At 61.4% G+C, this 23,623-nt stretch carries 19 protein-coding genes and 1 tRNA gene; 13 read left to right on the top strand and 7 right to left on the bottom strand.

Annotated elements, in window-relative coordinates:
* Positions 1 to 53: 53 nt before the first annotated feature.
* Together A6U87_RS01000 and phoR are read right to left on the bottom strand one after the other, a co-directional pair.
* On the bottom strand, positions 54 to 1,088 hold the full coding sequence (locus A6U87_RS01000; RefSeq protein WP_065689385.1) for a substrate-binding domain-containing protein: 1,035 nt from the start codon (positions 1,086 to 1,088) through the stop codon (positions 54 to 56).
* Between the two features lie 200 nt (positions 1,089 to 1,288).
* A complete protein-coding gene (gene phoR / locus A6U87_RS00995) occupies positions 1,289 to 2,512 on the bottom strand; it encodes a phosphate regulon sensor histidine kinase PhoR (protein ID WP_065690193.1) in 1,224 nt (407 codons plus the stop codon).
* A 233-nt stretch (positions 2,513 to 2,745) separates the two neighbouring features.
* Here phoR and ppk2 point away from each other — a divergent pair, with 233 nt between their 5' ends.
* The gene (ppk2, locus tag A6U87_RS00990) at positions 2,746 to 3,627 is read left to right on the top strand and encodes a polyphosphate kinase 2 (protein ID WP_065689384.1); all 882 of its coding nucleotides are present in this window, start codon (positions 2,746 to 2,748) and stop codon (positions 3,625 to 3,627) included.
* 1 nt (position 3,628) lies between these two features.
* Here ppk2 and A6U87_RS00985 read toward each other — a convergent pair whose 3' ends face one another.
* On the bottom strand, positions 3,629 to 4,816 hold the full coding sequence (locus A6U87_RS00985) for a hypothetical protein (RefSeq protein WP_065689383.1): 1,188 nt from the start codon (positions 4,814 to 4,816) through the stop codon (positions 3,629 to 3,631).
* Positions 4,817 to 5,062: 246 nt separating this feature from the next.
* On the opposite strand from A6U87_RS00985, the gene A6U87_RS00980 reads away from it, so the two are divergent.
* Both A6U87_RS00980 and A6U87_RS00975 read left to right on the top strand, forming a co-directional pair.
* On the top strand, positions 5,063 to 6,022 hold the full coding sequence (locus A6U87_RS00980) for a nitronate monooxygenase family protein (RefSeq protein WP_065689382.1): 960 nt from the start codon (positions 5,063 to 5,065) through the stop codon (positions 6,020 to 6,022).
* 131 nt (positions 6,023 to 6,153) lie between these two features.
* A tRNA-Thr gene (locus tag A6U87_RS00975) sits at positions 6,154 to 6,229 on the top strand.
* Between the two features lie 88 nt (positions 6,230 to 6,317).
* Here the strand turns inward: A6U87_RS00975 and A6U87_RS30020 are convergent.
* A complete protein-coding gene (locus tag A6U87_RS30020) occupies positions 6,318 to 6,458 on the bottom strand; it encodes a hypothetical protein (RefSeq protein WP_198928647.1) in 141 nt (46 codons plus the stop codon).
* A 233-nt stretch (positions 6,459 to 6,691) separates the two neighbouring features.
* Here A6U87_RS30020 and A6U87_RS00970 point away from each other — a divergent pair, with 233 nt between their 5' ends.
* Both A6U87_RS00970 and A6U87_RS00965 read left to right on the top strand, forming a co-directional pair.
* Positions 6,692 to 7,927 carry an efflux RND transporter periplasmic adaptor subunit gene (locus A6U87_RS00970; RefSeq protein ID WP_198928646.1) on the top strand — a complete coding sequence of 412 codons (1,236 nt, stop codon included), beginning with the start codon at positions 6,692 to 6,694 and terminating at the stop codon, positions 7,925 to 7,927.
* 3 nt (positions 7,928 to 7,930) lie between these two features.
* Positions 7,931 to 11,071: an efflux RND transporter permease subunit gene (locus A6U87_RS00965; protein WP_065689380.1), complete on the top strand. Its 3,141-nt coding sequence runs from the start codon at positions 7,931 to 7,933 to the stop codon at positions 11,069 to 11,071.
* Positions 11,072 to 11,077: 6 nt separating this feature from the next.
* Here the strand turns inward: A6U87_RS00965 and A6U87_RS00960 are convergent, their stop codons facing one another.
* On the bottom strand, positions 11,078 to 11,980 hold the full coding sequence (locus tag A6U87_RS00960) for a GntR family transcriptional regulator (protein WP_065689379.1): 903 nt from the start codon (positions 11,978 to 11,980) through the stop codon (positions 11,078 to 11,080).
* Positions 11,981 to 12,220: 240 nt separating this feature from the next.
* Here A6U87_RS00960 and A6U87_RS00955 point away from each other — a divergent pair, with 240 nt between their 5' ends.
* From A6U87_RS00955 to A6U87_RS00925, 7 genes are all read left to right on the top strand, one after another.
* Positions 12,221 to 13,723 carry a UxaA family hydrolase gene (locus A6U87_RS00955; RefSeq protein ID WP_065689378.1) on the top strand — a complete coding sequence of 501 codons (1,503 nt, stop codon included), beginning with the start codon at positions 12,221 to 12,223 and terminating at the stop codon, positions 13,721 to 13,723.
* A 33-nt stretch (positions 13,724 to 13,756) separates the two neighbouring features.
* Positions 13,757 to 14,776 carry an aldo/keto reductase gene (locus tag A6U87_RS00950; RefSeq protein WP_065689377.1) on the top strand — a complete coding sequence of 340 codons (1,020 nt, stop codon included), beginning with the start codon at positions 13,757 to 13,759 and terminating at the stop codon, positions 14,774 to 14,776.
* A gap of 11 nt (positions 14,777 to 14,787) precedes the next feature.
* Positions 14,788 to 15,234: an RbsD/FucU family protein gene (locus A6U87_RS00945; protein ID WP_065689376.1), complete on the top strand. Its 447-nt coding sequence runs from the start codon at positions 14,788 to 14,790 to the stop codon at positions 15,232 to 15,234.
* 348 nt (positions 15,235 to 15,582) lie between these two features.
* Entirely contained in the window at positions 15,583 to 16,569 is a 987-nt protein-coding gene (locus A6U87_RS00940; protein WP_065689375.1) for an ABC transporter substrate-binding protein, read from the top strand.
* 119 nt (positions 16,570 to 16,688) lie between these two features.
* On the top strand, positions 16,689 to 18,239 hold the full coding sequence (locus A6U87_RS00935) for a sugar ABC transporter ATP-binding protein (protein WP_065689374.1): 1,551 nt from the start codon (positions 16,689 to 16,691) through the stop codon (positions 18,237 to 18,239).
* Between the two features lie 24 nt (positions 18,240 to 18,263).
* Complete coding sequence (locus A6U87_RS00930) at positions 18,264 to 19,238, top strand: ABC transporter permease (protein WP_065689373.1); 975 nt, start codon at positions 18,264 to 18,266, stop codon at positions 19,236 to 19,238.
* 61 nt (positions 19,239 to 19,299) lie between these two features.
* Entirely contained in the window at positions 19,300 to 20,316 is a 1,017-nt protein-coding gene (locus A6U87_RS00925; RefSeq protein ID WP_065689372.1) for a zinc-binding alcohol dehydrogenase family protein, read from the top strand.
* Here the strand turns inward: A6U87_RS00925 and A6U87_RS00920 are convergent.
* Both A6U87_RS00920 and A6U87_RS00915 read right to left on the bottom strand, forming a co-directional pair.
* Positions 20,313 to 21,035: a copper homeostasis protein CutC gene (locus A6U87_RS00920; RefSeq protein WP_065689371.1), complete on the bottom strand. Its 723-nt coding sequence runs from the start codon at positions 21,033 to 21,035 to the stop codon at positions 20,313 to 20,315. The genes A6U87_RS00925 and A6U87_RS00920 overlap by 4 nt on opposite strands.
* Before the next feature lie 32 nt (positions 21,036 to 21,067).
* Positions 21,068 to 22,267, bottom strand: coding sequence for a LysR family transcriptional regulator (locus A6U87_RS00915; protein ID WP_065689370.1), 1,200 nt, complete (start codon positions 22,265 to 22,267; stop codon positions 21,068 to 21,070).
* A gap of 420 nt (positions 22,268 to 22,687) precedes the next feature.
* Between A6U87_RS00915 and A6U87_RS00910 the strand changes: the two genes are divergently transcribed.
* Positions 22,688 to 23,596, top strand: coding sequence for an ABC transporter substrate-binding protein (locus A6U87_RS00910; RefSeq protein WP_065689369.1), 909 nt, complete (start codon positions 22,688 to 22,690; stop codon positions 23,594 to 23,596).
* The last annotated feature ends 27 nt before the right edge of the window (positions 23,597 to 23,623 follow it).

Genomic DNA, 23,623 nt, shown 5'->3' with positions numbered 1-23,623 from the left:
GAGGCGCCGACAAGGCAATGCCGGCGCGACCTAGGTCGCGCCGGCAAAGTCAATTACATGGTCTTGCCGTCTTCAACAGACTTGCGGATCTGATCGCGCTCAGCGTCCGGAGCGGCAACGAGGCCGTATTCGACGAGCGGGCTGTCAGGGCCGATCATCTGCTCGGAAACGAAGAAGTTGACGTATTCCTTCAGGCCCGGGATGACGCCGAGGTGTGCCTTCTTGACGTAGAAGAACAGCGGGCGGGAAACCGGGTACGTGCCGTTGGAGATGGTTTCGGTCGACGGAACGATACCGTTGACGGTCGCAACCTTCAGCTTGTCGGCGTTGTTTTCGTAGAAGGACAGGCCGAAGACGCCAACGCCGGTCTTGTTGGCGGCGATGCGTGCCAGCGTTTCCGGATAGTCGCCGTCGATGTCGACAGCAGCGCCGTCCTTGCGAACTGCAACGCAAGCCTTGGTCTGGGCAGCAGCGTCAGAGATCGAAGCCTTGATGACGTCGAGAGCGCCGGAAGCCTTGCAGCCAGCAGCCAGAACGTTCTGTTCGAAGACTTCGCGGGTGCCGTGCTTTTCGCCCGGGATGTAGGCCGCGATATCAACAGCCGGGAGAGCCGGGTTTACTTCCGACCACTTCTTGTAAGGGTTTTCGACGAGCTTGCCATCAACAACGACCTGAGCAGCCAGAGCCTTGTAGATGTCGGCCGGAACGTAGGCAACGTCAGGGTTCGAAGCGTCGGTTGCGAAGACGATGCCGTCGTAGCCGATCTTGACTTCCTGGATGTCGGTTACGCCAGCTGCCTTGCAGGCTTCCAGTTCCTTGGCGTTGATCGGACGCGAAGCGTTGGCAACGTCGATCGTGTCAGGGCCTACGCCCTTGCAGAATTCCTTGAGGCCAGCGCCCGTGCCGCCAGATTCAACGACCGGCGTTTTGAAGTCCTTGAAGGTTTCGCCGAAGGTTTCGGCAACGATCTTTGCGTAAGGCAGAACGGTGGAAGAACCACTGACCTGGACCTGGTCGCGAGCAACAGCCGCGCCTGCGAAAGCGGCGGAAGCAGCCAGTGCGGCGACCGTAAGTTTAAAAGCGTTCATATCAATCTCCCGGGCATATAGCGGTATGGGTGTGGCCTGGAACGGCCCCTGGGCGGCGCCGTCTTTTTCAGCGGCCCGCTCTCTTTAGCCCCCGATGCATAGAGCTTTTATGTCAGTTTGGTGAAACATTTGTGACAGCCTATGTCACTGTTTTTACTTGATAAAAATATCTGCCGCTGCAGCCGCATTGCGGTTTTATGTCAAAACCGCACGGTAAAGCTCGTTCCCTTGCCCACTTCGGACTTCACGATCAGGCGCGCACGATGGCGCGTGAGGATGTGCTTGACGATGGCAAGCCCAAGCCCCGTACCCTTTTTCGAGCGGCTATCCTCGATGTTGACGCGATAGAAACGCTCGGTCAGGCGCGGCACATGTTCGGCCGGAATTCCGGGACCCTTGTCCATAACAGTCACTTCCACCGGCTCGCCCTGCTGGCTTTTCAGGAAGACATCGACGGACTTTCCTTCCTGACCGTATTTGCAGGCGTTCTCGATCAGATTTTCAAAGACCTGGACGAGCTCGTCACGATCGCCCATGACTTCCGCTTTGCCTTCGGGAAGATGCAAGGCGATCTCAACGCCCACATCCTTCGCCAGCGGCAAAAGCGCGTCCTTGACGTGGCCGAGCAGCGGCACAAGGTCGACCTTCTGGTCCGGCGCAATGTGGGACTTAAGCTCCAACCGCGACAGGGAGAGCAGATCGTCCACCAGACGGCTCATGCGCGTCGTCTGGTCGAACATGATGCCTAGAAACCGCTCCTGTGCCTTGAAGTCGCTCTTTGCAGGCCCTTGAATGGTTTCGATGAACCCGCGCAGGGAGGCGAGCGGCGTGCGAAGCTCGTGGCTGGCGTTGGCGACGAAATCCGAACGCATGCGATCGATGCGCCGGACCTCGGAGATGTCGCGGAACGACAGTACGAACAGACGCTCGCCCGCGCTCTCGTCAAGCTCGACCGGCGAGCTTCGGACAATATAGACGCGCTCGGACGGCAGACGCTCCGAATGCTCGATCTGGTTCGGCGCATTGGTGGCGATCGTCTCACGCACCATGTCCAGTATGCCGGGGGAACGCAGGCTTGCAGAAATGTGCGCGCCGAGCGCCACTTCGCCGAACGCCTTTTCAGCCGCACGGTTCTGAAAGAGGACCGATGCGTCACCCGACAGGACCATGACCGGAACATCGAGTGCCGAGAGTGTCGCTGAGACCTCCGGCAGCAGGCTGCGACCAACCGGCGCCTCGATCTCTGCGGTCGGCGCTGGGAGCGGCGTCCTGGGAGCAGCCTTGGCGGGTGACAGGATCGCGATCAGCAGGAGCAGCAGCAGACCAAGCACGGCCCACGCATTGATGCCGGCGACCAACGCAACAAACGCAATCACCAGCGCCACCAGCAAGGCGAGCCGCCCGCGACGGACGCGTTCAAGCAAGCCTCGTATCCATGGTCTTTCGTATTCCAACTGCCCCTCGCAAACGCCGACGCGCTTTTCGCTGACCTGAAACTTTGCCTGATAGCTGCGATTCGTGACAGATATTTTCGACCCGGGCCAGCGATCGACATTGATCGGCAAACAACACACAGAATTCTGTTCCGGACGCCAAGTTATTTGATTTTCAACGGAAAATATGTTCGCCTACGGCAACATAGCCCAGGAGGATCGTCATGGCCGATGATGTCGAAAGCAGAGCAGTCGAACTGGATATTCGCGGCAAGGCACGCATTTTCGATGTCGACGATCCTGTCCTGCCGGACTGGGTGGACGAAGAATCGCTCAAATCTGGAGGCTTTCCCTACAACAAGAAACTGAAGGAAGAGGAGTATCTGGAGGACCTCCGGAAACTGCAGATCGAATTGATCAAGGTGCAATTCTGGCTGCAAGCTACTGGCAAGCGCGTGATGGCTCTCTTTGAAGGCCGCGATGCCGCTGGCAAGGGTGGCGCGATCTCCGCCTCCTCGGCGCACATGAACCCCCGCCTTGCGCGCGCCGTCGCCTTGACGAAACCGACCGAGCGGGAAGCCGGGCAATGGTATTTCCAGCGCTATGTCACCCAGTTTCCGACGTCGGGCGAATTCGTCCTCTTCGACCGCTCCTGGTATAACCGCGCCGGTGTCGAGCCTGTCATGGGGTTCTGCACGCCGAAACAATACGAAGACTTCCTCGTGCAGGCACCGCAAGTCGAGAAGGCCATCGCGCACGAAGGCATCTTCTTCTTCAAATTCTATCTCGATATCGGCCGGGAAATGCAGCTGAAGCGCTTCCACGACCGGCGGCATGATCCGCTGAAAGTCTGGAAGCTGTCATCGATGGATATCGCCGCCCTGACCAAGTGGGGCGACTACAGCGAGAAGCGCGACCGCATGCTGAAGGAAACGCACACGGATTTCGCGCCCTGGACGGTCATCCATGGCAACGACAAGCGCCGCGCACGGCTGAACCTCATCCGGCACATGCTGAAGACGATCGACTACGACGGCAAGGACAAGGAAGCCATCGGCAAGCTCGACGACAAGATCATCGGCTCGGGACCGGGTTTCCTGAAATAACCTATTGGCCGGGAAGGATGCGAACGGCGTAGAGGTTGATGCCGCGCGCCTTCCCGTCGAGATCGCTGTTGATCAGCAGACTGCCTGCGGAACTCGGCGCCAGCGAGCGATCGAACTTGACCTGCAGCAGCACGTCCGACTTCTCGCGGTTCACGGTGAAGCGATGGCGTGCGCAGTCGCCAAGCGACTGGAAATCGCATTCGACGGTGATCTGCGTCGGCTCGTCCGAGGTCGATTGCAGCGTGATGGCAATGGTCGAGGATTTTCCCGCCAACTGCTGCAGCACGTCGGCCGGAACGCTGATAGCAATATTGCCGTCCGCGTCGCCGCTCTGCGACGTCAGGCGCATGGCCGGGCCGTCGTTTTCCGCAACGTTCTCCGTGCGCGACTTTGCGCCCTTGGTGATCTTGTCCGCATCCGACGGCTTGAAGATCTCGATCCAATCGGCAGAGAAGGAATTCTGCGGATCGATTGTGACCGGCGTCGCGTTGCCGCCAGAGTTGGCGGCTTCGCTGTCGGAGCCGTCGAAGTCCTCGGGCTGCGTTGTCGCAGGCGGATTGGCCACGCTGGTATCGCGTTCGGCCGCACTCATCAGCAGACCTGAGGTATGCGCCCACCACGCGCCCATGCCGACAAAGGCAAGCAGCACGCACCACACGAGGAGCCTTGAGAAAAACTTTCGCGGCTTGCGGCGACCAGCCGCGCGCTCCGGACGGAAATCCATGCCTGCAGCCGGCTTCGGCGCGGCGGCAAAAATCTTATCACGGGCGGGAGCAGCCGCCAGATGGTCGGCATCTTCTGCATGGACGCCGGCAAGGCTGGCTTCGTCTTCGAAACGCGGATCGGTGCTGGCAAATTCCCGGGTCTCACCCGATATCGAGACGCTGTCGGCATCAGGGCGCGGACGATGGGCGACCGGCGGCGGCACGTCCACCACCGGCGGCACCGGAACTTCAGGCGGGCCCTGGCGGGGATGAATGCGCTCCCGCTCCTCGGCCTCGATCATATGGATCGTGGCCTCGAGACGGTGGCGATGGTGCGTTATCGCCTGCGCGTCGGTAATATCCTGCTTTCGCAGCCCCGCTTCCAGCGCTTGGCGCGCCGATTGATAGATCTTGGCTCGGACTTCGGGATTGTTGCGATCGGCGCTGTTGAGTGCCGTTCTGATTGCCGTTTCTAATCCGCTCACGTCCGGTCCTTTACTCTGAGACTGGGCATAGTCCTTAACAATAGGTAAATCCGGTAACCGCTAGCGCAACAAACCGCAAGCCTTGCACCGCATTCAACCACGCGCAGGCAGGGGATAACGGCAGGACGGCACCGCCGGACACAACAATAGCCGATATTTGACGAACGGATAGAGCAGCCTTTTCCTCGGCGAAACTCTCTGCTATTCAATTGACGTTTTCGTAAACGTCAATTTCTACGGTGACCCATGGCCCTGCCCCCGATCCTGACGCAAAATCTCAGACTGCCGGTCGTTGCATCGCCATTATTCATCATATCACACCCAGAGCTGACGCTTGCCCAATGCAAGGCGGGGATCGTCGGCGCCTTTCCGGCGCTCAACGCGCGCCCGGCAAGCCAGCTGGACGATTGGCTGGCGATGATTACCGAAGAGCTGGCGGCCCACGACGCGGCGCACCCGGAGCGGCCTGCCGCTCCCTTCGCGGTCAACCAGATCGTTCACATGTCGAACAAGCGGCTGGAGCACGATCTCGGCCTTTGCGTCAAATACAAGGTGCCGATCGTCATCTCCTCGCTCGGCGCGGTGCCGGAGGTCAACGCGGCGGTGCATTCCTATGGCGGCATCGTGCTGCACGATGTGATCAACAACCGTCATGCCAACTCCGCCATCCGCAAGGGTGCCGACGGGCTGATCGCGGTGGCCGCCGGCGCAGGCGGGCATGCCGGAACGCTTTCCCCCTTCGCGCTGGTGCAGGAAATTCGCGAGTGGTTCGACGGGCCGCTGCTTTTGGCCGGTGCGATTGCCAATGGCGGGGCCATTCTCGCGGCGCAAGCGATGGGCGCTGACATGGCCTATATCGGCTCGCCGTTCATCGCGACGCAAGAGGCCCGCGCCTCCAACGCCTACAAGCAGGCGATCGTCGAGGGCGTTGCAAACGACATCGTCTATTCGAACTATTTTACCGGCGTGCATGGCAACTATCTGAAGCCCTCCATCAAGGCTGTGGGACTGGACCCGGACAACCTGCCTGAGGCAGATCCTTCGAAGATGGATTTCGAGCAGGCGGTCGGCGGCGCCAAGGCTTGGAAGGACATCTGGGGCAGCGGCCAAGGCATCGGCGCCATCAAGGCGATCGAGTCGGTCGGCACGCTCGTCGACCGGTTGGAGCAGCAGTATCTGGCCGCCCGCGCCAGACTGGCCCTCTGACGAAACCGGCACGAATTTCCACAGCGTCCTTCTTTTTTGCCAAACACGTAACAGGGCGCTTGAAATCTCCAGCCAATGCTTGTATCAGCGCCATGCAAATCGCGGGCCGCATCGTTCGGCACCTTGGGATTGCCGCTTTAGCTCAGGTGGTAGAGCACATCATTCGTAATGATGGGGTCGCAGGTTCGAGTCCTGCAAGCGGCACCATTCTCCACTTCAAAATCAAAACGCTGGTTGATCGTTGCGCGCCATGGGCCAGCCCGCCACTGTGCGCAGCGGGCGTAGGACCCAGCACTTACTTGGCGACTTTTCCCGCTGGCGCGAAGCCGGCGGCGTGGCGAACCTGTGCGCCGAGATGAGGCGCGGTTTTTGCCGACGCCTTGTCCTTCTTGGGTTTGCGTACTTCGCGATTTCCTCTGATTTGACCCTTTGCCATTTTGAAGACTCCTCCCTGGTTGGGCCACATCGACGATGGTGGCGGCAGCCTATGGGGCCGCCCAAACGAATCCAAATGCAAGCGGTTTTTTGAGCAACGGGCGCGAAGTTCGCAGTGGCACCGGCGAAGGCATCGGGCGGGTCCTTTGCGAAATCTTCCAAGGCGAGTGATTGCATCGCCCGACAACACCATCGGCGCGCATATCCTGCCGGAACGATCGCCTTGATGCGACCATGAGGCGAGAAAAGCTAGCGATTGACAGTCGCCGCGAGACAGACCAAGCTAATACAGTCTTGGCTAAACTCTTGATTTTGGAGGAAGCAATGGGGAATGGCGTCGCTCGAACCTTTGCTCTGGCTATTTTTGCCCTTGCCATGATTGCAACCGCCAGAGGGGCGGTCGGCCAGGACGCCGGGACGGCTGCGCCCCCACCACCCAACGTGACAGTGATGAAAGTGACGGAGAAGGACATTCGCCCCTCCGTTTCCTTCACCGGCCGCGTCGAAGCGATAGACAAGGTGGATCTGCGCGCCCGCGTCGATGGGTTCCTCGAAAAGAAGCTGTTTACCGAGGGGCAGGACGTGAAGGCCGGAGACCTGCTCTTCGTCATGGAAAAAGGCCAGTATGAAGCGGCCGTTGCCCAAGCCAAGGGGAACATAGAAGCGTCACAGGCGCTGCTGACGCTGGCCGAGGTGGAGGTCAAACGACAGACCGAACTGGTAAGCCGGAGTGCTGCACCACAGTCCCAACTGGATCTGGCGCGGGCAAAGCAACAACAGGCGGTGGGACAGCTTGACCAGCTCAAGGCGGCGCTTACCCAGGCCGAGCTGAACCTCAGCTACACGGATATCCGCTCACCCATTGCCGGGCGCATCGGTCGCTCCCAATACTCCGTCGGCAATTTCATTGGCCCATCCAGCAACGTGCTGGCGACGGTCGTCAGCCAAGATCCGATCTATGTCTCATTCTCCGTATCGCAGCGTGAAATTCTCGGTATTCGGGAGAAACTCGGCAGTACGGGCAAACTCGGAGACATGATCCATGCGGCCGTGGTTCTGGTCCAGCTCGCCGATGGCAGCCGCTATTCGCAACCGGGGAAGATCGATTTCGTCGATGTGACCGTCAACCAGGGCACCGACGCGGTTCCCGTCCGGGCGACGTTTGCCAATCCCGACCGCATCCTCATCGACGGCCAGCTCGTCAACGTCATCGTTCAGGGCGACAAGCCGGAATCCGCGCTGGTAGTGCCGCAATCGGCCATCCAGATCGACCAGGGCGGTCCTTTCACGCTGGTCGTGAACAAGGAAAACAAGATCGAGGTGCGCTACATCGTGCCGGGGCGGATGGAAGGATCCGACGCCACCGTCACCAAGGGGCTGGCGGTCGGCGATCTGGTCGTCACTGAAGGGATACAGAAGGTTCGTCCGGGACAGGTCGTCGCGCCGACCGAAGCCAAATCGGGGTCGTAGCTCATGCTCTCGGGAATTTTCATCGATCGGCCACGGCTTGCGGTCGTCATTTCGCTTGTCATCACCATCGCCGGCCTTGTGGCCCTCACGCTTATTCCCATTGCCCAGTTCCCCGACATCGTACCGCCGCAGGTATCGGTGACGGTCACCTATCCGGGCGCTAGCGCGGAGGTGGTTCAGCAATCAATCGCGCAGCCGATCGAGTCTCGCGTCGTCGGCGTCGACAACATGATCTACATGAAGTCGACCAGCGGCAATGACGGCAGCTACACGCTGACCGTCAGCTTCGCCGTGGGCACCGATCCCGACATCAATACCGTCAACGTGCAGAACCGCGTGAACCTAGCCGAGGCGCAACTGCCGCAGGAGGCGCGCTCGCAGGGCATCAGCGTCAAGAAAAAGTCCTCGGCCCTGATGCAGCTGATCGCGCTGACCTCGGAGAAGGGCGAGCACGACCAGCTGTTCCTCTCGAACTACGCGACGATCAACATCATCGACGGCCTGAAGCGGATCAAGGGTGTGGGCGACGTCTCGCTGCTGACCCCCTGGGACTACAGCATGCGGATCTGGATCACCCCGGAGCGCCTGACCAAATACGGCATGACGCCGAATGATATCGTCACCGCCCTGAAGGGTCAGAACATACAGGCCGCGATCGGACGCATCGGCTCGCAACCGGCCCTGCCCGACCAGCAATTCCAGCTGACGATCCAGACCAAGGGCCGGCTCACCACCACCGACGAATTCGGAGCTGTGGTGCTGCGCGCCGAGCCTGACGGCTCCTTCGTGCGGGTCCGCGATGTGGCCCGTGTCGAACTTGCCCCGAAGGGAGCAGAGCAGATCGGTCGCCAAGACGGAACGCCGGCGGCGGTGCTCGGCATCTACCAGTCGCCCGGCGGCAACGCCATCGCGACGGCTGCGGCGATCGGCCAGCTGCTTGAAAAACTCAAGCCGTCGTTCCCCGATGGCGTGAGCTACAAGATCACCTACGACACCACGAAATTCGTCGAAGAAAGCATCCACGAAGTCGTCAAGACGTTGCTGGAAGCCTTTGTTCTCGTCGTCATCGTCGTCTTCATCTTCCTCGGCAGCGTTCGCGCGACGCTGATCCCCCTCATCGCCGTGCCTGTTTCGCTGATCGGTACCTTCGCAGTGATGATGGCCCTCGGCTTCTCTGCAAACACGGTGTCGCTGCTGGCGCTGGTGCTGGCGATCGGCATCGTGGTCGATGACGCGATCGTCGTCGTCGAAGCGGTCGAGGCCCATCTCGAGAAGGATCCAACGATCTCGGCAGCCGAGGCGGCACGGCGCGCCATGGCCGAGATTACCGCGCCGATCGTTGCCATCACCCTGGTTCTGCTATCGGTCTTCGTGCCGGTGGCGTTCATTCCCGGGATTTCCGGCGAACTCTTCCGTCAGTTCGCCGTGGCGGTCTCGGTGTCGATGGTGATTTCCGCGATCAACGCGCTCTCGCTCTCGCCGGCGCTGTGCGCGGTGTTCCTGAAGGCGCATCACGGTCCGCGCCGCGGCCCGATGGGCTACATATTGAGAGGCATAGACCACGCGCGCGATGGCTATGCGTCCATCGTCAAGCGTCTCGTGCGGTTCGCCGTGCTCGGTCTGGTCCTTTTGGTCGGGCTCGCCGCTGCGACAGGCTGGCTGTTCAAGACAACGCCGACCGGCTTTCTTCCGTCAGAGGATCAGGGCGCCATCTTCGGTGAAATCATTCTGCCGGAGGGCGCATCCGTCAACCGCACGGATGCGGCTGCTAAGGGCGTGGAAGACATTCTTCGCAAGACCGAAGGCATCCAGGGCGTCATGTCGGTCGTCGGCTACAGCCTGCTCGATGGCCAGGTGAAATCGAACTCGGCCCTGCTGGTGATGACGCTGAAGCCCTTCGCGGAGCGAACAACGCCGGCGCTGTCGGTCAACGGCCTCATCAACAAGCTCACTAATCAGTTGCAATCGATCCAAGGCGCCAATGTCATCGTCTACAACCTGCCGCCGATCATCGGACTGGGAACGGGCAGCGGCTTCGAATACCAGCTGCTCAGTCTCAGCGGCGGAAGTGCTACGGAAGTTGCCCAGGCGGCCCGTGGCCTCGTTTTCGCAGCCAACCAGGACCCGGTGCTGAACCGCGTCTACACGACCTTCAGCGCCAACACGCCGCAGCTCTATCTCGATATCGATCGCGAAAAGGTGCAGACGCTCGGCGTCCAGGTCGCGGACGTGTTCAATGCGCTCCAGTCGGTTCTCGGCAGCACCTATGTCAACGACTTCAACCTGTTCGGCCGCACCTGGCAGGTCACCGTCCAGGGCGAGGCATCGGCCCGCGCCCGTATCGACGACATCTATCGCATCAATGTCCGCAACAGCAGCGGCGAGATGGTGCCGGTCAGGGCGTTTGCGCAGGCGCGCCTGATCCTCGGACCGCAGCTGATCGTTCGCTACAACAACTATGCCAGCGCCACGATCAACGGCGGTCCGGCACCGGGCCGCAGTTCGGGTGAAGCGATTGCCGCGATGGATGCCGTATCAGCCAAGACGCTTCCACCCGGCTACAGCTACGAATGGACCGGAACCGCGCTGCAGGAAATCGAGGCGAGCGGCAAGACGACCATCATCCTTGGCCTTGCGGTACTCTTCGCCTACCTGTTCCTGGTCGGGCTCTACGAGAGCTGGAGCATTCCCGTCGCCGTGCTGCTGTCGGTCACGGCAGGGATTGCGGGAGCAATGCTCGCGCTGAAGATCGCCGGCCTCGACAACAACCTCTACGCCCAGATCGGCCTCGTGGTGCTGATTGCGCTGGCTGCCAAGAACGGCATCCTGATCGTCGAGTTTGCCATGGAGCGGCGCAAGCATGGTCTGGGCATTTCCGAGGCGGCCGTCGAAGGCGCAAAGGAACGGTTCAGAGCGGTGATGATGACCAGTTTCGCCTTCATAGCCGGCCTCGTTCCCCTGGTGATCGCCGAGGGCGCGGGCATGCTCAGCCGCCGCGGCGTCGGCACCGCCGTGTTCGGCGGGATGCTGGGCGCGGCGATGGTCGGGATCTTCCTGATCCCGGTGCTCTACGTGATCTTCCAATGGTCCCGTGAGAGAGTAAAAAGCATCGGACGCCCGGCCAAGCCTCCCGTCACGGAATAGCCGGCCTCACTCCGCCGCGCCCTCTCCTGCCTGCGGAAGCGACTGGAGCAAGGTCTGCCGCGCCGACCGCAGATGCAGCCGGCATGAGAAGTCGATGGCGACAGGGTCGCGCGATTCCAGCGCAGCGATGTAGTCGAGATGCTCGTGAATGGCCCGCTCGTTTCGCTGCCGGGCGAAGGCCTTGTTCCACTGGTAGTGATAGTGAAAGATGATGGCGATCGCGTCGTAGAAATCGGCGATGAATCGGTTCTTGGCCGCGCCATGGATCAGCAGGTGGAAGCGCTCGTCGAGGGCCGAGAACTCCTTGTAGCGCGTGTCGAGGTCCTTCAATATTTCCTGATGCTCGGCCTTGATCTCGGCCAGCGCCCGCCACGCATCGTGCTCGGCGGGAAGCTTGCCGAACTCGGCTGCCGAATGCAGCTCGAACATCTCGCGCACATCGGCGAGCTCAAGCGCGAAATCGCGAGTGAACCCCTTCAATATCCAGTGGCTGTTCGGACGCTTTTCAATCAGCCCGAAACGGGAAAAGCGGATGAGAAACTCGCGCACGCTTGTGGTGCCGGTGCCGATCTCGCGGGCGAGCTCGAGCTCGTTGATCTGCATCCCAGGTGCCGCATCGTCCGACAGGATGCGCTGCATGAAGCTGCGTTCGATGATGTCGTGGAGCGAATCCGTTTCCTCCGACGGAAAGAAATCGGCGTCGCTCGGGGCACGCAGAACGACTTTCTGCCGCTTGTTCCAGCGGATGATCCCCTCCTCGCTGAGTCGGGTGAGGATCGCGCGTGCTGTGCTGCGGCTGATACCTAGCTGGGCGGCTATTTCCGGCTCCGACGGCAAGGCTTCGTCTGCACGCAACGCCGCGGCATAACGATTGTACGCCTCCTTGAAGACCGTATTTTGCCTAGCCATGCGCACCCTGCCTTGTTCTGCTGCGACATGGCCCGAAGGCCCCGCGACCAACGGACTTCGGTGCATGGCAGAAGCTTATCTATCAGCGATCCTTATCTTATTTTGGATCGCGTGCGGCTGTTCGCCTCCCTCGTCCACAGGATCAATAATCCCGTTGACTTGAAAATGTTTATTGTAGATAAAAAACAAAATCAATGCGCATTCGCCGATGCAGCGAGTGTTTCCTTAGGGAGAAGTTTGTTGAAAAAAGACCCCTGGATCATCCTGTCTGCAGGCGACAATGTTGCTGTCGCAACGGCTGCGATCGCGGCCGGTGAAACAGTCGCAGGCATCCAGACCCGCGAGAAGATCGACCCCGGCCACAAGATCGCGCTGACCGATATCGCGCTTGGCGAACCCGTGGTCAAATACGGCCAGGCGATCGGCCGCACGACCGCCAACGTCAAGGCTGGCGATCACATTCATAGCCACAACCTGCACTTCGAGAACGACCGCCTTGCCGCGACGGCGAATTCGGCCCCTGAGGAAGCAAGTGCTGCCGACCGCGCGCGGACCTTCATGGGGTATCGCCGCGCCGACGGCCGCGCGGCGACGCGCAACTATATCGGCATCATCGCGAGCGTGAACTGTTCCACCACGGTCTGTCGCGCGATCGCAGACCAGGCGAACCGTACGATCCTGCCGCACTATGAAGGGATCGACGGCTTCGTGCCGATCGTGCACGACCAGGGCTGCGGCATGAGTTCCACCGGCGACGGCATGGCCGTGCTGCACCGGACGCTGGCCGGCTACACAAGGCATGTCAACTTCGGTGGCGTGCTGATGATCGGCCTCGGCTGCGAGGTCAACCAGCTGACTCTCTACGGCCAGAGCGGCGCCGGAAACTCCAAGCGCCATTTCAACATCCAGGATGCTGGCGGCTCGCGGCGCGCCGTCGAGCGCGCGATGGGCATGCTCAAGGAAATCGCAGACGACGTCGGCAAGGAGCGGCGCGTGGCGCTGCCGATCAGCGAGATCATCATCGGCCTGCAATGCGGCGGCTCGGATGGCTTTTCCGGCATCACCGCCAATCCGGCGCTCGGCGTTGCGGCCGACCTGCTGGCCGCGGCCGGCGGTACAGCCATCCTGTCGGAAACCTCCGAGATCTACGGCGCCGAGCACCTGTTGCGCAGCCGGGCTGTCAGCGACGAGGTTGCCAGAAAGCTCGACGACAAGATCGCATGGTGGGAGAAATATGTGGCGCTGCACGGCGCTTCGCTGGACAACAATCCCTCCCCCGGCAACAAGCGCGGCGGCCTCACGACCATCCTGGAAAAGTCGCTCGGCGCGGTCGCCAAGGGCGGACGCTCGCCGCTGACGGCTGTTTACGGCTACGCCGAACGTGTGACCGCTCCGGGGCTCGTTTTCATGGACACGCCCGGCTACGATCCGGTTTCGGCAACCGGCCAGGTCGCAGGCGGCGCCAACATGATCGCCTTCACTACCGGCCGTGGCAGCTGCTTCGGCTGTCGCCCGGCGCCGTCGATCAAGCTGTCGAGCAACTCGGCACTCTACGCGTCGATGGAGGAGGACATGGACATCGATTGCGGCACCATCGCCACCGGCGATGCCACGATCAGCGCCAAGGGCCGTGAGATCTTCGACCTGATCATCGACACGGCTTCCGGCAAGAAAACCAAGAGCGAAGAGTTCGGCTACGGCGATAACGAATTCGTGCCGTGGCATCTCGGAGCAACGCTCTAGATCAAGCTAATTCGTGTCTTCTGAGGAGGAATGATGAAGACGAGGAGGATCGGCAAGACCGGGCTGGAGGTGACCGAAGTGAGCTTCGGCGCCGCCGCGCTCGGCGGCCTGTATCGCGCCTGCCCACGTGAGCAGGCGATGGAGACGCTCAATGCGGCGTGGGACGCCGGCATTCGTTACTTCGATGTGGCGCCGTGGTACGGGCTCGGCCTGGCCGAGCGCTATGTCGGCGATTTCCTGAGAAGCAAACCGGAAGCGGAATGGGTGCTGTCGACCAAGGTCGGCCGCCTGCTGCGGCCCGTGCCGACCGGCACCGTGCCGGATTACAGCTACGTGGACCCGCTCTCCTTCGATGCGGACTACGACTATTCCTATGACGGCATCATGCGCTCGGTAGAGTTCAGCTATGCCCGGCTGGGCCTGAACCGCATCGATATGCTGTATGTGCACGATATCGGCGGCTATACCCATGGCGCCGCCAAGAATGCCGTTTACCTCAGACAGTTTCTGGATAGCGGTATCAAGGCGCTCGAGGAGCTGAAGTCTTCGGGAGCGATCAAGGCCTTCGGGCTTGGCGTCAACGAGGTCCCGGTCTGCCTCGACGTCATGCACAACGCCGATATCGACTGCATCCTGATGGCAGGGCGCTACACGCTGCTCGATCGTTCGGCCGTCGCAGACCTTCTGCCACTCTGCCGGGCAAAGGGAACCTCGCTTGTGGTTGGAGGGGTCTTCAATTCCGGCATACTGGCGACGGGGGCCGTGCCCGGCTCGAACTTCGACTACATGCCGGCGACGGAGGAGGTGCTCGCGAAGGTTTCCGGCATGGAGGCGGTTGCGAAGAAGCACGGTGTCCCGCTGGCCGCACCGGCACTGCAGTTCGCGCTGCGTGACCCGCTTGTCGCGTCCGTTCTGATCGGCACGGCGAAAGCATCCAGCCTGCAGCGCAACATGGAACTCTTCGATCCGCCGCTGGCGGAGACGATCTTCCCCGAATTCGACAGCTTTACGCTTGTCGCCCCGCCACTTGGCGCAGAAGCCGTTCGCGTATGAGGAACTGAGGAATGCTCAAGGGAATCCACCCCGTCCTGAACCCCGATCTGCTCCGTGCCATTGCGCGCATGGGTCACGGCGACGAAATCGTGATCGCCGATGCCAATTTCCCATCCAGCACGATGGGGCCTGAAGTGATCCGCGCCGATGGTGTCAGTGCAACGGCCATGGCCGAAGCCATCCTGACCCACATGCCGCTCGATACCTTCGTGTCGGAAACGGCCTGGCGCATGCAGGTGGTCGGCGATCCCGAGGCGACGCCGGAGGTCTGCAGCGAATTCCAGGCGATCGTTTCGGCGCGCGCCGGCAATTTCGCCGTCGCATCGCTCGAGCGCTTTGCTTTCTACGACCGGGCTCGGACCGCGGCCTATATCGTTGCGACCACCGAGTTTCGTCTGTACGGCAACCTGATCCTGAAAAAGGGCGTGGTGCATCCGGGCGAGGTGTTCTGGGGGTAACCTCAGAACTCGGAGAGATGAAATGGAATATACATTCCGTATTGACATTAACACGGAACCGCTATTTCATTCACTGGCGTAAAGCTGCCTTGTGATCGAACGTGGAGGAGACGGTTCGAGAGAGGGCAAAATAAGGGAGGTCTGATCGTGGCGTTCGGCGCCTCGGTCGCTGCTGTTGCACTCCCAAGCATGACTGAAACCGCGCCAAACGGCTTAAGCGCATAGACTTGCAATTGGGCCAAGGCTCGGCTAGCTTCCAATTTGAAAATGTTTTTTATCGATAAAAATCTCTCGTCCGCGTTCGCGAGAGATTTCCTGGAGGAGAACGCACCTGAGAGGAGAACCCACATGCGCATGAAATCCATCCTGTCCCGCCGAGCCTTTACCGCTCTTGCGGGCGCTGCGGTGATCGCGACCGCGATGCCGATGCCGTCTTTTGCGGCTGACGTCACGATCCCGATCATCGTCAAGGACACGACATCCTTCTACTGGCAGATCGTTCTGGCCGGCGCCCGCGCCGCTGGCAAGGATCTCGGCGTTAACGTGCCGGAACTCGGCGCGCAGGCCGAAACCGACGTCAACGGCCAGATCAGCATTCTTGAAAACGCCGTTGCCGGCAAGCCGGCTGCCATCGTGATCTCGCCGACCGAGTTCAAGGCACTCGGCAAGCCGATCGACGAAGCCGCCAAGTCCGTTCCGATCATCGGCATCGACTCGGGTGCGGATTCCAAGGCCTTCAAGTCGTTCCTGACCACCGATAACGTTCAGGGCGGCCGTATCGCAGCAGACGGCCTCGCAGCCGCTGTCAAGGCAGCAACCGGCAAGGACGAAGGCAAGGTTGCCATCATCACCGCTCTTCCGGGCGCAGGCTCGCTCGAACAGCGCCGCGAAGGCTTCCTCGATCAGGTCAAGACCAAGTATCCGGGTCTGACTGTCATCGCCGACAAGTATGCAGACGGCCAGGCAACGACCGGCCTGAACATGATGACCGACCTTATCACCGCCAACCCTGATCTCGTCGGCGTCTTCGCCTCCAACCTGATCATGGCGCAGGGCGTTGGCCAAGCGATCGCTGAAAACAAGCTCGGCGACAAGGTCAAGGTCATCGGCTTCGACAGCGACGACAAGACGATCGGCTTCCTCAAGGACGGCGCGCTGGCCGGCCTCGTCGTTCAGGATCCTTACCGCATGGGTTACGACGGCGTGAAGACCGCGCTTGCCGTATCCAAGGGCGAGAAGGTCGAACAGAACGTCGATACGGGCGCCAACCTGGTGACCAAGGCCAACATGGCCGAGCCGAAGATCGACGCGCTGCTGAACCCGAAGATCAAGTAATCTTCGACAGGGCCGCGCGCGAGGAATCCCGCGCGGCCTTTTCTTTGCCTGTGGTATCGTCTGCCGGGGAGAGCGGACGACTGGCAGAGACAGGAATTTTCGAGGAGGAGAACATATCCATGAGCCTGGAAGAGATCAGTCATCGCCATGATGACAGCCCCACGCTGAAAGAGGCAAACCGCGTTCCGGCGGGCTCGCCCATCCTCGAACTCAAGGGATTACAGAAGAATTACGGCTTCGTCCAGGCGCTCAAGCCGGCGACGATCACCTTCCTTGCTGGCGAGATCCACGCGATCGTCGGAGAGAACGGCGCCGGGAAATCGACGCTCATCAAATTGCTGACGGGTGTCATCAACCGCACGGCGGGCGAGATTCTGTGGTGTGGCCAGCCGGTCGCGCTGGGCACGCCGAACGAGGCGATTGCGCGCGGTATCAACGCCGTCCACCAGGAAGTCGTGCTCTGCCCGCATCTGACCGTCGCCGCCAACATGTTCCTGGGCGATGAAGTCAAGCAGTTCGGCCTGATGCGCAAGAAACAGATGGTGAGCATGGCCCAGGCCGTGCTCGATGATCTCGGCTTCGGCCTGCCGGCCGCCGCACTGCTGAGCGAGCTCACGATCGGTCAGCAGCAGCTCGTCGCAACCGCTCGCGCGGCGATGCGCGGCACGCAGTTCCTGATTTTCGACGAGCCGACGGCCTACCTGACCCGCCAGGAATCGGCGCAGCTCTTCAAGCTGATCCGCCGACTGCAGAGCGAAGGCGTCACGATCGTCTACATCAGCCACCGCATGGAAGAAGTCTTCGAGCTTGCCGACCGGGTTTCGGTGCTGCGAGACGGGACGCATGTGGGCACCCGCCCGATCGGCGAAACGAACGAAGCCGAGCTGATCGCGCTAATGATCAACCGCACGATCGAACAGATCTACCACAAGGAAGACATCGCCATCGGCGAAACGATCGTCGACGTCCGCGGGCTTTCCGGCCCGGGCTTCGAGGATATTTCGTTGTCGGTGAAGGCTGGCCAGATCGTTGGGCTCTACGGGCTCATCGGCGCTGGGCGCAGCGAGTTCGCGCTGGGCCTCTACGGCCGCGAAAAGACGACGGCGGGCGAAATCCACTGGATGGGCAAGAAGGTCGATATCAAGAACGAGCGCACGGCGATGGAACTGGGCATCGCGCTTGCGCCGGAAAGCCGTCGCGACCAGGGCCTTTGCCTCAATCTGCCGATCGGCCTCAACATCAACCTGCCGGTGTTCAAGCGACTGAGCAAGGGGCCGGTCATCAGCCTGGCCGAGGAGGCGAAGAACGCAGATCAGCAGATCCGCGATCTGTCGATCAAGACGCCGAGCCGCCGCGTGCTGGTATCGGCCATGTCGGGCGGCAACCAGCAGAAGGTCGTCATCGGCAAGTGGCTGAGCCATGGCGCACGGCTCTTCATCTTCGACGAGCCGACCGTTGGCGTCGACGTCGGCACCAAGGCTGAAATCTACAGGCTGTTCGCACGGCTTCTGAAACAGGGGGCGGGCATCATCCTGATCTCCTCCTACCTGCCCGAAGTCTACGAACTGGCAGACGACCTGCATGTCTTCCGGACCGGCAAACTTGTCGCAAGTCACAAGTTCCATGCAGCGTCACATGAACAAGTCCTCAGCGAAGCGATCGGCGTCTGAGAAATAACAAGAGGGAGAGAGACCATGACCGTAACCCCCACCGAAGTCGCCGCGCCGACGCAACGCCGGAAAGTAAACATTCTCTTCGGCCTCACGCTGATCGGCCTGCTGGTGGCACTCTGGGTCGCGCTCGGGCTCGTGACCAACAGCTTCTGGACGCCGCTGAACATCAGCAACCTGCTGCGCCAGGGCTCCATGACAGCGATCCTCGCCCTTGGTGAAACCTTTGTCATCATCACTGCCGGCATCGACCTCTCCGTCGGCGCGATCGTCGGCTTTGCAGGCGTCATCATAGCCTGGCTGTTGCAGGCAGGTGTTCCCGTCTGGGCCGCGATCCTCCTCACGCTCGCCTTCGGCGTGGCAATCGGCGCATTCCATGGCTTCGGCATCGTGCACATGGGCCTGCCGCCGTTCATCATCACGCTGGCGACATTGACGGCGCTGCGCGGTTTCGGTCTCCTCATTACCAACGGCTCGTCGATCAACATCACCAACGAAGCCTTCTCCAACTTCTCGCGCGCCGATTTCCTTGGAGTACCTAGCCTTTTCTGGATGGTGATCCTCGTGGCGATACCATCCTATGTGCTGCTGCATCTCAGCCGCTGGGGTCGCTATCTCTTCGCCGTCGGCTCCAACAGCGAAGCGGCCCGCCTCTCCGGCGTGCGGATCAATGCCATCATCTACATGGCCTACATCCTGTCAGCGACCTTCGCTGCGTTCGTCGGCGTGCTGCTTGCCTCGCGCATCGCGATCGGTAATGCGACGCAGGCGGACGGTTGGGAATTGCAGGCGATCGCTTCATCGGTTATCGGCGGCACCAGCCTCTTCGGCGCTGTGGGCTCCGTCCATGGCCCGCTGATCGGCGCCTTCATTCTGGCGACCATCAACAACGGTGCGAACCTGCTCAACGTCAACTCGTTCTGGCAGCGCATCATCACCGGCCTGCTGATCATCGTCATCGTCTACTTCGACCAGCTGCGCCGTCGCCGCGGTTCGTAAGCACTTACCTTGGAAGCCGGTCCATGAACCGGCTTCCGCATTTCAGGAATGCGAGACCATCATGAAAGCCGTGCTCTGCCAACAACCAGGCGTCCTCGAAGTGGTCGAGCGCCCCTCCCCCGGCACGCCTGAAGCCGGCTGGGTACGCCTTGCGGTGAGCCATGTCGGTATCTGCGGCACTGACTACCATATCTTCGAGGGCAAGCATCCGTTCCTCGAATATCCTCGGGTGATGGGGCACGAGATCTCGGCAACGGTCGTCGAGGCGGGTGAAGGCGTCGCCATGGCCGTCGGCACGCCCGTCATCGTCAATCCCTACCTGTCGTGCGGAACCTGCGTCGCCTGCCGCCAGGGCAAGCCGAACTGCTGCACCAACATCAAGGTTCTGGGTGTGCACACAGACGGCGCCTTCTGCGAGGAAATTACAGTTCCGGCCGGCAATCTTTATGCCGCAAAAGGGCTGAGCCTCGAGGCTGCAGCCACCGTCGAGTTCCTGGCCATCGGCGCCCATGCCGTTCGCCGTTCGATGGCGCCCGCAGGCTCGCGCGCGCTGGTGATCGGCGCCGGCCCGATCGGTCTCGGCGCTGCGATCTTCTCGCGGATCGCTGGGCACGAAGTTACCTTGCTCGATACCAGCGCCGAGCGCCTCGACATGGCTGCTGAGCGCTTCGGCTTGACCTCAGGCATCGTCGCAAACGATGGCACTGCCGATGCCGTGAAGGCAAAGACGGACGGTGACGGTTTCGACGTGGTCTTCGATGCCACCGGCTATGGCCCGTCGATGGAAAAGGCCTTCAGCTTCGTCGCGCATGGCGGGGCGCTGGTTCTGGTCAGCGTCGTCAAGGACGATATTCGCTTTTCCGACCCCGAGTTCCACAAGCGGGAAATGATGGTGGTGGGCAGCCGCAATGCGACGCGCGTCGATTTCGAGCATGTCGCGGCGTCGATCGCGGGCGGCCTCGTGCCGGTCGATCAGCTGATCACGCACCGCACGACGCTCGCTGACGCACCGCGCGATCTCGCGCGCTGGGCGCACGAGAAGAGCGGGTTGATCAAGGCTGTCATCAAGGTCGCCTAGAGCGCGTCGATCGTCTGGCGCATCTGCCGAACGATGGCGGCGTCCGTCCTGATAGCAGATGGCGCCTCGAAGCCGAAGGCGACCGCGCGCGGATCCACGCTTGCAACAGGAGAGCTGCAGGAGCCGTGGATTTCCCGCGCGCCCGTCGCACGCAATATCTGGGCTGCGTTCGTCGGTCGCACGCCGCTGCCCGGCATGATCGAAATGCGGCCTGCCGCCTTTTTCGAAAGGCGGGCCAGCGTTTCCAATCCATCAATCGCCTTGGGGATGCAGCCCGACGTCAGGACGCGTTCGCAGCCGAGTTCGATGGCCTGTTCCAGTGCCGCGTCCGGGTCGGGCACCAGATCGAACGCCCGGTGAAGGGTCGAGCCGAGCCCGGCCGCGTGGGCTTTCAGCCGATGGATCATCGGCATATCGAGCGTCCCATCCGGCCGATTGGCGCCGATGACGACGCCGGCAAGGCCGAACGCCCTGACGGCGTCGATATCCGCCATCATCGCCACCTTGTCCGCCGCATCGAAGATGAACGGGCCGGCATGTGGGCGGATCATCGCGTAGACGGGGATGGGCGCCGCGGCTGCCGCTTTCATCAGGCCGGCCAGTGGCGTGAGGCCGCCGACTTCGAGCGCCGAGCAAAGCTCGATGCGATCAGCACCGCCCTCGATTGCGGCGGCGAGGCCCCGCGGGCTGTCCACACACACTTCCAGCAAGATTGTCACGTCCGAATCTCCCCTATCGTCCCTGCTCTCTATTAAGCCAACATCTCGGCCGGCGCGACAGGCACACCAACGATTGCCGCAACGGCCTCGATGATCATGGCGCTGGCATCCGCCGCCGCCTTGCGATGATTGAAGGCGACGTAATAGGGCATCGGTACATGGGTATCGAGTTCGACGAGGCGAACCTTGTCCGCGATAGGCAGCGCGCTGACGCGGCCGAGGAACGAGATGTAGCCGTGATTGGCGACGAGATCGACGATGACAGGCAGGGAATCGGCGGCCGTTATGTCCTGATTGCGGAACCGGCGATTGACGGCGCGCTCGTGGCTCAACGCCATGACGGCGTGCCCGAGACCGGTGCGCGAACTTGGGGTGCAGATGGGGTGGTTCTCGACCAGAGCACGAACGGTCGTGTCGCGGCTCGCCTGCGGAGCGATCATTACCATGTCGGTTTGCAGGAGTTCCCGGTGCTGAAAGCGCTCCAGGCCGAAAACGGAATCGAGAATGGCGACATCGATGCGGCCGGACTTCAGCGCTTCACGCAGATCATCGGCCGTCATCAGCACCAGCGAGATCGCGTTCTTGCTGCGACTGGCGTTCCATTGCGATACGAGAGCCCCGAGGCAACGGGCGACCCAGCTTTCGGAACCGGTTGGAATGATCGAACCGATCCTGAGGGCGCGTGCGCTGCGCTGATACCGTTCATCCGCTTGCGACTTGAGGTCGTTCCACGCCTGAACGACGGTAGAGAACATCGCGTAGACGCGCTGTCCCTCGTCGGTCAGCGTCGAGCCCTGAGCCTGACGGGCAAACAGCTGATGTCCGATCAATTTCTCGAGCGTCGCAATCTGCAGCGACAGCTGGGGCTGGCCGAGTTTCAGCCGCCGTGCCGCGCGGTTTATGCTCCCCTGGTCCGCCACCTCGAGAAAACGCTCCATCGTCGCGATCTTGACGGCGATGCGGGCAGGGCTACTGTCAGCGTTTCCGATCCACTCCGAAAGCTGCTCGACCGAACGGACGATCGGCTGCAAGCCGTCCCGCACCTTCCCACTGGCGAGCAATACGACGAGCTCGCCGGAACCGCGCTCGGTGAGCTTGATAGCCAGCTCCGTTTCCAGACCGCGGATCGCCGCCGACACCGTCGACGCCGCCATCGAAAGCTGACGCGCGGTTTCGCGCACCGAGCCGGAGGACAACACGTGGCTGGCGATGAACAAGGTGCCGAGCTGCAATCAATTCTCCCGTAACGGACTGAAAAACCGAACGATATGGTGTGTTCGCGAAAAAAGATATCCCTGCCGCCAGATGAGAAGGCTATCGTTCTTGTCAAGAATAGATCGGGACAGCGGCACGCCGGCCGCGAAAGAGCATCCGACAACCGTGGAAACACGCAAGGGAACAAAAACAAATCGCGGCGGCGATGGAAAACGGAATGCGATTGCGCGCAAGCGATTGCATTCGAAGCCATAATCTCGCCGCGACCGCAAAACTGGAGGGGCTTGCATCGATTTTTCGAGCGCGCACGCTATTTCCATGACGCACGTATTTCCGGGCGATTGCAGCTTGCTGCCCTCGCTGGCGATTTTATACGTGGGAGGCTCCCCGCCAGGGTTTCCCGCGAGATTTAACGGTGTAAATCAAGGGGACATTCCATGCTGAAGACATTCGCACTTGCCGCCTCGCTCTCCGCCTTCGCGGTTGGCGCGGCTCATGCCGCAGACGTCGTCGTTTCGTCGAAGATCGATACCGAAGGCACGCTGCTCGGCAACGTCATCGTGCTCGCGCTCAATGCAAACGGCATCAAGACGCAGGATCGCGTCGCGCTCGGCACGACGCCGGTTCTGCGCAAGGCGATCACTGCCGGCGAGATCGACATCTATCCCGAATACACCGGCAATGCCGGCTTCTTCTTCAACAAGGCCGATGATGCCGCGTGGAAGAACATCGACCAGGGCTATGAGCTGGCCAAGAAGCTCGACTACGATGCCAACAAGATCGTCTGGCTGGCGCCATCGCCTGCCAACAACACATGGGCCATTGCCGTGCGTAACGACGTCGCCGGCCCGAACAACCTGAAGACCATGTCCGATTTCGGCAAATGGGTTGCCGGTGGCGGCGCTGCCAAGCTCGTGGCCTCTGCTGAATTCGTCAACTCCGCCGGCGCTCTGCCTGCGTTCCAGACGACCTATGGCTTCGCGCTCAAGCCGGAGCAGGAAATCGTGCTTTCGGGTGGTGACACGGCCGCTACGATCAAGGCTGCAGCAGACCAGACCAACGGCGCCAACACCGCCATGGTCTACGGCACCGACGGTGCGATCCAGGCTGCTGAACTCACGGTTCTCGAAGACGACAAGAGCGTCCAGCAGGTTTACGCACCGACGCCGATCATCCGCGAAGACGTGCTGAAGGCCAACCCGAAGATCGAGGAAGTGCTTGCCCCGATCTTCAAAAGCCTGACCGCCGACGAGCTGCGCAAGCTGAACGGCAAGATCCAGGTTGACGGCGAGCCGGCAAAGTCGGTTGCCGAAGGCTACCTGAAGGAAAAAGGCTTCCTGAAGTAACAGACGGACGCTCCGCCTCGCGAGGGG

The organism is Rhizobium sp. AC44/96, assembly GCF_001692185.1.
Lineage (GTDB): Bacteria > Pseudomonadota > Alphaproteobacteria > Rhizobiales > Rhizobiaceae > Rhizobium.
This window is presented reverse-complemented; position numbering and strand designations above follow the sequence as displayed.